14 protein-coding genes and 1 pseudogene are annotated in these 11,929 nt (G+C 48.2%); 6 read left to right on the top strand and 9 right to left on the bottom strand.

The window, feature by feature from the left end:
• A pseudogene (locus L6H98_RS17580) lies at positions 1-535 on the top strand (IS4 family transposase); the annotation flags it as partial.
• Between the two features lie 9 nt (positions 536-544).
• Here the strand turns inward: L6H98_RS17580 and L6H98_RS17575 are convergent.
• Both L6H98_RS17575 and L6H98_RS17570 read right to left on the bottom strand, forming a co-directional pair.
• A complete protein-coding gene (locus L6H98_RS17575; protein WP_236417039.1) occupies positions 545-961 on the bottom strand; it encodes a hypothetical protein in 417 nt (138 codons plus the stop codon).
• Between the two features lie 385 nt (positions 962-1,346).
• Positions 1,347-2,318, bottom strand: a complete 972-nt coding sequence (locus L6H98_RS17570; RefSeq protein WP_236417038.1) for an aldo/keto reductase family protein — start codon at positions 2,316-2,318, stop codon at positions 1,347-1,349.
• 144 nt (positions 2,319-2,462) lie between these two features.
• On the opposite strand from L6H98_RS17570, the gene L6H98_RS17565 reads away from it, so the two are divergent.
• Positions 2,463-2,840, top strand: coding sequence for a MerR family transcriptional regulator (locus L6H98_RS17565; RefSeq protein ID WP_236417037.1), 378 nt, complete (start codon positions 2,463-2,465; stop codon positions 2,838-2,840).
• Between the two features lie 234 nt (positions 2,841-3,074).
• On the opposite strand, the gene L6H98_RS17560 is transcribed toward L6H98_RS17565, so the two are convergent.
• Positions 3,075-3,416: a thioredoxin family protein gene (locus L6H98_RS17560; protein ID WP_236417036.1), complete on the bottom strand. Its 342-nt coding sequence runs from the start codon at positions 3,414-3,416 to the stop codon at positions 3,075-3,077.
• Positions 3,417-3,632: 216 nt separating this feature from the next.
• Here L6H98_RS17560 and L6H98_RS17555 point away from each other — a divergent pair, with 216 nt between their 5' ends.
• Positions 3,633-4,301 (top strand): metalloregulator ArsR/SmtB family transcription factor, encoded by a 669-nt coding sequence (locus tag L6H98_RS17555; protein ID WP_236417034.1) that lies wholly within the window; start codon positions 3,633-3,635, stop codon positions 4,299-4,301.
• A gap of 148 nt (positions 4,302-4,449) precedes the next feature.
• Here the strand turns inward: L6H98_RS17555 and L6H98_RS17550 are convergent, their stop codons facing one another.
• The 4 genes from L6H98_RS17550 to L6H98_RS17535 all read right to left on the bottom strand — a co-directional run bounded on the left by L6H98_RS17550 (position 4,450) and on the right by L6H98_RS17535 (position 6,831).
• Entirely contained in the window at positions 4,450-4,779 is a 330-nt protein-coding gene (locus L6H98_RS17550; protein ID WP_236417032.1) for a thioredoxin family protein, read from the bottom strand.
• 6 nt (positions 4,780-4,785) lie between these two features.
• Entirely contained in the window at positions 4,786-5,103 is a 318-nt protein-coding gene (gene trxA / locus L6H98_RS17545) for a thioredoxin (RefSeq protein ID WP_236417031.1), read from the bottom strand.
• A 113-nt stretch (positions 5,104-5,216) separates the two neighbouring features.
• Positions 5,217-6,266 (bottom strand): DUF1835 domain-containing protein, encoded by a 1,050-nt coding sequence (locus tag L6H98_RS17540; RefSeq protein ID WP_236417030.1) that lies wholly within the window; start codon positions 6,264-6,266, stop codon positions 5,217-5,219.
• 73 nt (positions 6,267-6,339) lie between these two features.
• Entirely contained in the window at positions 6,340-6,831 is a 492-nt protein-coding gene (locus L6H98_RS17535; RefSeq protein WP_236417029.1) for a MerR family transcriptional regulator, read from the bottom strand.
• Between the two features lie 173 nt (positions 6,832-7,004).
• Between L6H98_RS17535 and L6H98_RS17530 the strand changes: the two genes are divergently transcribed.
• From L6H98_RS17530 to L6H98_RS17520, 3 genes are all read left to right on the top strand, one after another.
• A complete protein-coding gene (locus tag L6H98_RS17530) occupies positions 7,005-7,877 on the top strand; it encodes an SDR family NAD(P)-dependent oxidoreductase (RefSeq protein ID WP_236417028.1) in 873 nt (290 codons plus the stop codon).
• A gap of 233 nt (positions 7,878-8,110) precedes the next feature.
• A complete protein-coding gene (locus L6H98_RS17525; protein ID WP_236417027.1) occupies positions 8,111-8,995 on the top strand; it encodes a DMT family transporter in 885 nt (294 codons plus the stop codon).
• 172 nt (positions 8,996-9,167) lie between these two features.
• Positions 9,168-10,061 carry an AraC family transcriptional regulator gene (locus L6H98_RS17520; RefSeq protein WP_236417026.1) on the top strand — a complete coding sequence of 298 codons (894 nt, stop codon included), beginning with the start codon at positions 9,168-9,170 and terminating at the stop codon, positions 10,059-10,061.
• A 35-nt stretch (positions 10,062-10,096) separates the two neighbouring features.
• Here the strand turns inward: L6H98_RS17520 and L6H98_RS17515 are convergent, their stop codons facing one another.
• Both L6H98_RS17515 and L6H98_RS17510 read right to left on the bottom strand, forming a co-directional pair.
• Complete coding sequence (locus L6H98_RS17515; RefSeq protein ID WP_236417025.1) at positions 10,097-10,756, bottom strand: DUF2306 domain-containing protein; 660 nt, start codon at positions 10,754-10,756, stop codon at positions 10,097-10,099.
• Positions 10,757-10,809: 53 nt separating this feature from the next.
• A complete protein-coding gene (locus L6H98_RS17510) occupies positions 10,810-11,829 on the bottom strand; it encodes a DJ-1/PfpI family protein (RefSeq protein ID WP_236417023.1) in 1,020 nt (339 codons plus the stop codon).
• Positions 11,830-11,929 lie beyond the last annotated feature (100 nt).

Here is an 11,929-nt window from a genome sequence, read left to right as displayed (position 1 = left end):
TACAAACGACATCAAAGGTTCTGTGGTTGTGCATACTTCGTGTGGTCTGCCCGTGAAGCTTGTATTTGTGCGCAACCGAAATAAGAGACGAGAATGGCTTTACCATTTTGAGTACAGATGTTACGCTGGACGCCGCTGAAATTGTACGAATCTATGGGATGCGTTGGAGTATTGAGACCTTTTTTAAGTTACGAAGAGCTATTTGAAACTGGGAACCGAATTTCAAGGACGCTCCTTTGACCAACTGATTAGCCACACGACGGTGGTATTCAGCCGTTATTTGGCGATGGAATATGAACGGCGCGAAACCAGTGATGACCGCACACTGGGAGGACTCTTTTTTCTCTTCGCCGATGAGGTTCGTGATCTGGACTTCCAGACGGCGCTTCTGCAACTGATGAGTTTATTTCTCGACATGTCTCAAGCAAAAACAAAACAGAACAAAACGGACATTTTTTGTCAACGACAAGAATGGATCTCTGGTTTACCCAGCTATATCAAGGGTTTGTTTGGAGATTTGAGCTGCGAAAGTTGAGATAATAAGTTATTTTTCTTTTAAAGTCAGTTTTTCTTCAAAGTTGTTACCATTGAGATCTTTCCACTCGATGACAATAGTTTGGTCTTCATTACTACTGACTTGGGAACCTTTTGTTCGCGTTATAGGGAACTTTATAACATTTGAAGCTAAACCGCCTTCTTCCTGTCTTTTATTTCTCCCTTCATTTATATCAATTTTATATCCTCTAATATCTCCCCAATTATCCTTTGTGTATAATATAGTATACTCTCCATTTTCTTCTCTTCCACTTGTTACTGTAGTATCGAACTCGCCTCTCCAATGTTCGCTCTCTCCCATGAGAATAATCCTTGTTTGCAATTTTGAACAACCAGTAAGAGACATGGCGACTATTAAAATAATAGTTGATATAAACATCCATAACACCTTATTATTTTTCATCATTCTCCTCCATTATTCATTTAATCACTTAGTATCATTATCATAGAATTAACATCCTTAAATATAAATTTGATATGTCCATATCATTTTACTGATATTCCCTTTAATTCAGTATACCTCATTCTTTCCATTTGTTTGAAAATATCCAAAACTAATTTCAAAATATACGATTGAATCCGTAATTAGAAGGAAGACGACTAATCCACTATGTTGGCCTCCATAAGTTATAGGAAGGGAATGTTGTTGCCAACAATATTCTCTTTACATGCCAAAAACCGAAGTGCTGGTAGCCCAACCCTTCGGTTCTTGTGGAAAAATTCAAAATTCTCAATTTTCTGAGGGGAAACATTTCAGCCTTAAGCTCGCTGGCACCTGTGATCGACTTCTCTTATCTCATTGGTGCGAAATGACTGACTTGGGACAAAATTTCCTCCGTACGCGAAATGATATCCGGCGTTAGCTCCAGCTCCGTCGCTTTGATGTTCTCTTCGATTTGCGCGGGTCTGCTGGAGCCAATGATGGCCGAACTCACGGCAGGCTGACGCAGAATCCATGCCAAAGCGAATTGGGACAACGACGCCCCGATTTCTTCAGCCAGTTCGGAAAGCTGTGCGGTGCACTGGAGCACGTCGTCGCGCAAATAGCTGTTGATTACGCCATTCGTTTGATCATTCGCGGCCCGCGTGCCCTCGGGAATCTGCTGTCCAGGTTTGTATTTGCCGGTCAACACGCCTTGCGCCAGCGGAGAAAACACGATCAGCCCCAGCCCTTCCTGCTCGCATCGTTCAACAACACCCTCTCTTTCGATGTACCGCTCAAACATGTTGTAAATGGGCTGATTGGAAATAAGCGGCCGCAGATTCAGGCGTCTGCCGATGCCGGAAGCTTCCGCGATCTGTGCTGCCGTCCATTCGCTGACGCCTGCATACAAAATTTTGCCTTGCGCCTGCAGGTCATCCAGTGCCCGAAGCGTCTCGTCAACGGGAGTCTCCGCATCAAAACGATGGCATTGATACAAATCGATGTAATCCGTGCCCAGTCGCTTTAAGCTCGCCTCGCACTGCTCCATGATGTGTTTGCGGGATAACCCGCGATCGTTCGGCCCCGGACCTTGCGGAAAAAACAACTTCGTCGCCAACACGTAACTGCTGCGCGGATACTCCTTCAGGGTGCTGCCCATAACCGCCTCGGCTCCCGGATAGGAATTGGATGTGTCGAAAAAGTTGATGCCCAGCTCATATGCCTTATGCATACAGGCGCGCGCCGCTTCCTCCGATGTGGCCGAACCATAGGTCAGCCAGCTCCCCAATCCGATTTCGCTCACTTTCAGTCCGCTTCTGCCCAGTCTTCTGTATTTCAACAGAATCACTCCTCTATTGAATGGTTTGGTTAGTCCAGAGCCTCTTTCTGGTGAAAACGCTCTATTGAACAATCTTAGGATAGTGGTTAAACTTATGTTTAAGTCAAGCCCATTCAACCGATTTATTTCGAAAGGAAGATTTGCGTGGAATATACGATCAAACAAGCCGCGGAACGCACCCAACTGCCGCCTTCCACATTGCGCTTCTACGACCGGGCAGGATTGATGCCTTTATTGAAAAAGACGGAATACGGCACCCGCAAATATTCCGAGATGGATATATGCTGGCTGGAATTGGTCCGCTGCCTGAAGGACAGCGGCATGTCTCTGGAGGACATCAAAGCATTCATGCTGTTATGCCTGGAGGGTTCCTCCACCAGCGAACAGCGAAAGGAGATGCTGGAGCAGCATCGGCTGCACATTTTGAAGCAAATGGACATGCTGAACTGCAGTCTTGGCACGATCGAATATAAGCTGGAGCATTACAATGAGATTGGCATTTTTCATATCGATACAAATTAGTACATATATAAACCGTAATAATAAATCCCATCAGGGCACTGCGAGCGCAGTACCATCTTCCGATCGCCGTTATCCCCAGATTGGCTCTATCTCTCCGTTAACGTGTGGATGTTTTTTGTGGATTACATGGAATGCATCATATAGAAACGACCGTTTCCTTATATCGAAGAAACGGTCGTTTAAGCATGTCAAGATATATTAAATTAGGCCGCGAGCCGAGCCGTCCCCTTTGTCTCAGGAACGAGCTTGCCCTGCCTCCACCGCGCTTTGCAAAAACGTCTCGATTTCCTCCCGCGATTTGCGCAATTTGTTGACGAACCGGTTCAACTCGGCACCGTCTGCATAGGCAACAAAGCTGGGAATGCCCATAATGCGCTGCTCTTCGCTCACTGAACCAACCTGATCCACATCCACCTCGATCAAATTCAGCGCATCGGCGAATTTTTGCTCCACTTCCGGCATAAACGGATCGATAAATTTGCAATCACTGCACCAGTCTGCTTTAAAAACCGCAACCGTAAGTTTGGACGACTGGATCGCTGTATCGAATTCGGTTTTCGAACTTATTTTTTTCATAGGAATGCCTCCCTGTTTTCGTGTGATCGTCATCTATCAAATATTCAATTATATAATTGAATATTACCATGTGAATGACCATTCGTCAATCCGCATCTCCCCCGCTTTGCTTGACTCTCTTCCGTTTCATGTTTAAAATTCTAATAATCAATGGATTGATCAACTTATGGGACATCCCCCATAGTTCACGATACGATAAGAATCGAGGCTGATCATATGGAAGACATGCTGAAATGCGCGCGACTTTTCAAAGAAGACCTCTATAAACAATTGGCCAGAATCGGAAAAGCTTTATCCAGCGACAAGCGGCTGGAAATGTTAAACGTATTGTCCCAAGGACCCAAAACCGTCGAAAAATTGGCTGGCTGCACGGACATGAACATGGCGAACGTTTCCCGTCACCTTCAGATATTGCTTGATGCCAAGCTGGTTAAGTTCACGAAAAAAGGAACCTACGCCATTTATTCTTTGGCCGATCCCGAAATTATCGATTTTCTCGGTTCATTATGGAAAATCAGCGAAAAACAGCTGCCTGATATCGGGAAGATGAAAGAGGATTTCCTGAACAATCTCGACGACATTCATACGTTGACGATGGACGAAGTCATGGAGAAACTGCGATCCGAGGATATTGTACTGGTTGACCTGCGTCCTCAAGAAGAGTACGACATGGGACATATTCAAGGGGCCATCTCCATGCCTATGGAGAATTTGGACGTTCTAATGAACGAATTGCCCAAACATACGGAGATCGTTGCCTATTGCCGCGGACCTTTGTGCGTGTATTCTGCGTTAGCGGCGCAAAAATTGCAATCCGAAGGCTTCAGAGCTTTTCGTATGGAAGAAGGATTCAATGAATGGCAGGAGCATTTTGAAGTACATTGAAAATGAAACGTTAACCCGGGAACAGATTACAACCAAGCGGCGCAGACGAACAAACCGGGGAATTTCATCGATCGCAGCATAAAAAGACTTCAAGACTATCCCAGTGAATAGCTTGAAGTCTTTTTGTGTATCATCCGGCTAAAGCGTGTTATTCGGTGCGGGATAGCAGCTCCAGCCGGCTTGCCAAACCATCGAATTGAACAAAACGTCCTTCACGAATATACTCTTTCCCATCAAGAAATACCAATATGGCAGGCGCCGAGAAAATCAAAAATCCCCCCGCAACCTCCTTTACTTTGCCAGCATCGACCCGCCCCAGCTTGGCTTCGGGAAATTCATCGGTCAATTTCAACAGTTTCGGGTAAATGGCATGGCACACCGAGCAATCTTCCTGGGTCACATATAATATGCTCAAACGGTGGTTTTGAACGAATTCATGCACTTCACCAATGGAGCCCAGTTCCAGAACATGGCCCATACTGAATTATGCTCCCAATTCTTTAATTCGGTCTTTGAGCACCTGTTTGGAAGTAATGCCTACCATCGTTTTCATCAGCTTGCCATCCTTGAACAACAGCAAGGTGGGAATGCTTCGAACGCCGTATTTGGAGGCCAGATCCAATTCCTCGTCAATGTTCACCGTAGCCATCGTCGCTTGCTCGGCCAATTCGTCAGCCAGTTCATGCACGATCGGCAGTTGAACCTGGCATGGTCCGCACCAAGGTGCCCAAAAATCGACCAGGGTTACCCCGCTCTGGATCGTTGGTTCAAATGTATCTTTATTCAGCGCTGTTGCTCCCATAAAATAAATCCCCCTTAACCATCATTATATATTCAATTGATTAATTGAATTATAGAATTAAGAGCAACTTCTGTCAACATCTCCTCTTATATTGTGTCTATTGTATCCCCTCCTCACTTCTCTCCCATTAAACGTAATGAAAATTGATGCAGCTGTCCTGGCATTCCCCGGAAAACAAACACGCCCTCGCTGACTAATTTCCAAATTCGATGGGTTATGAACGTAAGGGTTACCCTTTGCCGGATCGAATTCAAAACATGAATGACCAGATCAGCAGCCTCAACAAATGCGCCCGAATTTTCCTGGTGGCGCTGCAGTTCAACCATGGAAGATACAATAACATCATCAAGGTCTTCTTCCTCGCAACCTATGATCGACCCATTTTTCCATAAACGCAGGATATGATCCTGACCGGCCAATTCTTCCCACTCCGCTTCCAATGCGATCCTTTCGGCACGGTTCAGAGCGTACCCCTCCCCATAATTTTTCACCATTTCAACATATGTATCACGTTCGATATGTGCTGCCGCATAGGGAGCTGCTTCCTCACCCCAATTCGTTCCCATTTCCTTGCAAGCATGTGTCACATTCGCGATATGGATTACGTTTTTGCGCTCCCTAAGCACATACAATGCAAAACGGAGTCCGGTCTGATCATGGGCGTTATCCGCGCACCAAATGATTACCTTCTTGCTTTCGGGAATATTTCGCAACGTATCCATCATCGCCCCGATTTCGTTAGCGGCATTATGTCGGACCGAGAAAAGATGCTCCGGATCATTCTCCGTGATCCAGGCTTGCCGAGCCTGCTGCCCTCTTAGGGTATGCAAATCCTTGATGGGGCCAACGGAAAACATGTCATTGAATGCGAGCACGCGGTTTTCCAGCCGTTTTCCCAGCTTGCTCAGCGTCACTTTCAAAGAACCGGCATCCGAGAGGCTGAAAATGATGTGAACCGTCGTTTGCAGCTGTTCGGCTTGAAGTCGTTCTTGTTCAATCGCATTCACTTGTGCTTCGATGCATCGATATAGTTTCTCACCAAATACTTTATGTTCCGAACTGCCTTGTTCCACATGCTGCTGCGCCTCATCCACCAGTCGATGCAACAGAGAACGATAGTCGGAAACGTTAAACTTTCTTGTTTTTTGGTAGAGCTCGTCCACGGAAAAACCTCCCCGGATATTGAATGTTTTTTGCAGCAAAATTATCTCGTATCCAAAACATCATATCATCCGCTTAAACTTTGGGTATCCCGGCCGTTCCCGTAAAATAACGCATCTCAGTGGGCGAGACCTTGGGTCCGGCGCTCTCTCCCCCCGACTCCCCGGTAAAGCCATCCCCTTGAACCGCGGTGCAGTCCTTCCGCATCTTTCCCTGGTCAAGCTTCATGTCGATAAAATCGACGACCTGCTGCAGCGCAGCCATTTGGCTGACGATATTTTCCCTGTGCTGGACCAGCCGCTCCACGAGTTCAGGATAGTCCGCCGGATCGGCGTCGGCGTTCACCGTCAAAAACGGCTTCATTTCTTCGAGCGGCATGCCTGTTTTTTTGAGGCAGGATATAAGCTGGATGGTGCTTATGGCCTCCTGCCGGTATTCGCGGTGCCCGTTTTCTTTGCGTTCCGCGCGGGGAAGCAGCCCGATTTTTTCATAATATCGGATCGTATCTTGCGTGATACCCGTTAGCTCCGCCGTTTGTTTGATCGTATAGGTCTCTCTCGTTATCATTCCGTTACCTCCCAATCCTTGCCTGAGTGCATTATATATCTTGGAGCTGACTCCAAGTCAAGTATTGAACCCTTTTAAAAAATAATTTGCCACACGCTTGACTTGGAGTCGACACCAACTTATACAATCGGCGCTATCAGAGGGAGCAATCCCTACACTAGGAGGAAACATACATGAAACAAACGACAAACGCTAAAGACCGACAACATATTGCCTTGATTACCGGCGCAAGTGCCGGAATTGGATTGGAGTTGGCACGCAAACTGATTTCCGACCAATGGCAAGTCATTGCCATAAACCGTTCAAACATCCCTCTAAAAGAAACTGAGCTTCACAAGGCCATCGCAAACGGATCGCTGCGCATCTACAAAACCGCCGATCTGTCCGATTATCGCAGCTTAAGAACGACGTTGAACGAGATCAAGACCAAAGAAGAACGAATCGATGTACTGTTCAACAATGCAGGCGGCTCCTTCCCCGAACTGGCATATTCTCCGCAAGGACGGGAAAAACACTATGAGCTAATGACCGTCGTTCCGTATATCATCATGATGGAGCTCAAAGCGCTTTTGGCGAACGGGGATTTAAAAACGGTGATCAATACGTCGTCTTCCGCCTTAAAATACGTGAAGGCGATCCATGTCGACATTCTGGAGCGGCCGCAAACGTTCAAAAAATTGCTCGGTCCATACGCAGCATCCAAGTTGGCTCTTTCCCTTTGGACCAAAAATATTGCGCCGCAGCTGGCGAAAGAAGGCATTTCCATTCGCAGCGTCGATCCCGGAAGCAACAACACGCTCCGAAAAGATAAAGATTCCGGATTGCCTTTATTGGTTAAACCGCTGATGAAGCTCTTTTTCTCGCCGCCAAGCCATGGGGCCGGCTTGCTCTATGACGGCGCGATGGGCCAACATCGCGGTGAGAGCGGCGTATTTTTGCTTAAAGGACGCATTGCCGACTTAAAATTCGAAGATCAAGCACAGAGCGTTTTGGACCGGGTGCAGGAAATCTACGAAACGGAGTACCTCGGTGTGCCCACGGCATAAGGTACCAGAGAGATCTTGTCGCGCAATGCTAACGTCGCTGCTGTTCATTAGCAGTGATCTTTGCTACTATAGATGTCACACTATTTTATATCCAGAGGTGAAAGCGAATGTTTCTAGCTCCTTTGTTCGAGAATGACGTGCCTGCAGGATCCTTCCGTCCTTAATGGAGCGAAGGTGATCCTCCTCTCCGTTAAGGCCTTCATAGACCTTAATCATACGGAGGGAAAATTGAAATGAACAAAACCTTATGGGGTTCTATTTATTTGGCTTTGGCTGCCAGCATCTGGGGCGGCATGTACGTTGTGGTCAAAGTGGTCGTATCCGTTGTGCCACCGCTTGAACTGGTTTGGCTGCGGTACTTGGTAGCAATCGTTGCGCTTATCATTGCCGGCGTGGCCACCAAACAGAACTGGCGGATTCATCCGCGTGATTTCCTGCCCATTATGGCCATTGGAGTCATTGGACATGCCATTTCGATTGTGACTCAAGAAGCCGGCACAATGCTGTCATCGGCCCAAATGGGCGCCATCATCACCTCATCAACGCCGGCATTTATGGTTATTTTCGCTTGGCTCATCCTGAAAGAACGCATGTCTTTGCGACAAGGGTTGTCCATTTTGCTTGCGACCGTTGGAGTCATACTGATTATCGGGGTAGGCGCATTGGAGTATTCCAGCCAACTCGGCGGAATTTTCCTGCTCGCTGCGGCTGTGACTTGGGCGCTTATGTCCGTATTGGTGAAACGTGTTCCGACGGATTATTCCCAGATCGTGGTGATTACCTACGCCATACTGGTGGCCATTATTATTCTGACTCCGTTTGTCATTCCACGATTGCATGAGCTGGATGTATCCCAAATGGCCCATCCGACCATATGGGGCGGCATATTGTACTTGGGGATTGTTTCGACCGCAGGCGGATTCCTGCTTTGGAATCGGGGATTACAGTTGTTGAACGTTTCGGGCGGAGGCCTGTTTTTCTTCTTCCAGCCTCTTGTCGGAACGCTGCTCGGGTGGCTTCTATTGGGAGAAACGATCGGTGTTATGTTCTGGATCGGAGCTGTCCTGATCCTGTTCGGTGCTCTGCTCGTCATTACAGAAACCAGGAAAACGAAATAACCGATTGCGCGGGAAACATTCCGGCATCCATCGGCCACAAAGCAGCCTCCTGGGAGGCTGCTTTGCTGCATGCGCATGTAAGCGCTCTGCTGACATTGTGCATTATCAACGGTATAATGTTTTCAAGTTATGAGTGCCAAAAGGAACATTTACCCCAATCAAAGGTGATGACATGTCAAATACGAAGCATTTTTTGGCGCAGGCCCATCGGCTTCCGGTGCTCGACTGGAACCTCAATTTTTTTGGCGCCCACTCCCAACAGGTCGATCCCGGATGGCACGTGCCCCCCGACTCCCATGCCGCTTTCGAGATCATTTACGTTTTGGCAGGCAGTCAATATACGACCTTCGATCATGATATGTACCATGTGCAGACTGGCGACGTGCTCATCATTCCTCCAGGCTTCGTCCACGAAATTTCGTGTGATGACGAGAATGGCATGACATACTTTTGCGCCCACTTCAAAATTGACGATCCCGAATTCGTCAGGGACATGATTCAGCACTGCGAAATCCATTACAAGAACGGTTCCCCGGAAAATCGAGGGTTGCAGGACATTGTGCTGAAGTGGATCGGCATCATTGATGCCGGCAGCAGCAAGACTGGATTTTACACCAAAATGCAAATCCAGATCGTGCTTTCGGAGCTGCTGCTCATGCTTCACTCGATCACGAACCGAACCAATGAAGCAGCATCGGGCGCCAATGTAAACGCATCGCTCTACGCCAAGGAAATTGCCGAACGGATCAAATCCGCGTTCAAAAAACAGAGCCTTCAACCCGAATACTACGAGCTTAGCGAAACACTGCGCATTGAAAAGGTGATGCACTCCATTGGACTTAGTTCCGGTTATGGATATGAGGTGTTCAAAAATGTATATGGCATTTCGCCGCGCGAGTATTTATCCCAATTAAAGCTGAAAGAAGCCAAGGCGCTCATCAAAGATACGCAAATGTCGATCCAGATGATCAGCAAGCGGCTGGGCTACAAAAACGCGTCCCACTTCAGCCGCCAATTCAAGCGCTGGACGGGGGCATCACCGCTGCAATATCGCAATGACAAGTGATGCAGCTAGAGTTCAACAACAAAAACCATCGAAGCCTACGATTCGTAGGTTCCGATGGTTTTGTCGCTGCCGGTCTTATCCAGAATCCGGATGATCGTTTCCGGAATGATCAATAACAGAACGAGGCTGCCATACACACCGTATGTATAACTGCTCGCATAAGCCATGCCGAGGCCTTCATTGAACAGCCACGTGATCAGGTGAATCAGCATGTTCGTAAAACAGAAGGCATAACTGCGGATCATCCAATTCCGGTGCTTTACGATTCGTTTCTTTTTGATCTGCACGACGGCCGTAACCGTCATGATGGGCCAAATCAGATTAATGATATTAAATGCGATGCTGTTGATTCTGCCTCCAGTGGAATACGGTGCCATGTACCCGGACGTCAGCACGACCATCAGCACGGAAACGACATAGATGTACCCGTTGATCCGGTGAAACTTCCGCTGTTTCTCCAGCATGCGGCGCGAAAAATTGATCAGCCCTGCCGCCATCGCCAAACAGGCAAAGGCGACGTGAATGTACATGACTTTTAGCCATGCCGGGAGGTTCAACTCGCGCCCCAGCCCCATTTTGTGACTGAGAAACGCGGTGGCTTCCGGATCGAACACATAATGCCTAGCCAACGAATACAAAATGAAAGTGATGCTGACACCGGCCAAAAGGCGGTAAGCCATGTTTGTTTTTTTCATATATGAACCTTTCCGTTTCTAGTTATCGTCTAATGGCCCTATTGAAGCTCAACTCAAACCAAGCGATGGCCTGTCAGTTTGGATGCCGGCAAAAAACCGGCCTTGGCGGTTCCGCTCATCACATCCCCCTGCACAGTTACCTCGAAATGAAGCTGCAGCTTCATCGGTTTGTTTACCCGAAGGCCCCATACCAATTTGCCCTCCCGAGCGCGAGGATCGATGAGCTCCACAGTCTCGCCGTCCTGCGCAGCCGTCCCCCGAATGCGGCCGTTGTCCGTATGAATCGCAAGTCTGGATTCCAGTTTCCCGATCGGGGTCGCGATGGTTACATCCCAATTTCCTTCATAGGCGGATGAGGTGTCTAGTATGCTCTCGGCAGAAACTGGCGCGAACGCTCCTTCCTCTTCTTTCCCGGACGCGTCCACATCCTCCGTTGGCACCATGCCTTCCATCCTCCATACCGTTCCCCGCCGTTCGAATTCAAATAACTGTTCCACGGCATGCGCGATGCGCGGACCGAGCGCACGTTCCACCAAATATAAAGCAACGTCAAGCCCGGAAGTCACACCGCCCGCACTCACCAGGTTGCCGTCATCCACGATGCGCGCCTGAACAGGAACCGCTCCGGCAGCTTCCAGAACCTTCATGCCCATATGATGTGTCACTGCATGTCTGCCTTCAAGCAAACCTGCCATGGCAAGCAAAAGCGAACCGCCGCATACGGTGGCAACCAAGACGTCTTCTCGTTCCAATGCTTGTCTGATTCGGACAGAAATATCCGTGCTCGCAGCATGATGCAGAATGACGGGAATGGAATCCGGCCCATCCCCGGAAACTTTGCCGGACGCACCCGGCACGAGGATGATGCCGCCGCGTTCAGGCTCCAGTTTCGCGGTCGCCTCGATCTTTAACCCTTGTGTGCCGCTCGCGACGTGCCTGGGCCCTTCGGCAGTAACCAACTCGACTTGCAGCGCATCTTCGGCATACATGGATGCCGCTGCAAAAACTTCATAAGGCGCAATGGCATCCAAGAGATCAAAGCCATCGAACAGCACGATTTGAACATGTAACATCAGTAACGTCCTCCCTGTTATATCTCGATTTGTCATGCAGGGCAAGATCCCCTGTGCCTTTGAAGATCATACCAGCGATATCTCTCGAAAGAAGACGCAA

Source organism: Paenibacillus sp. JJ-223, assembly GCF_927798175.1.
GTDB lineage: Bacteria > Bacillota > Bacilli > Paenibacillales > Paenibacillaceae > Paenibacillus > Paenibacillus hubeiensis.
Note: the sequence above shows the minus strand (reverse complement) of the source record. Positions and strands in the feature narration are given on the sequence as shown.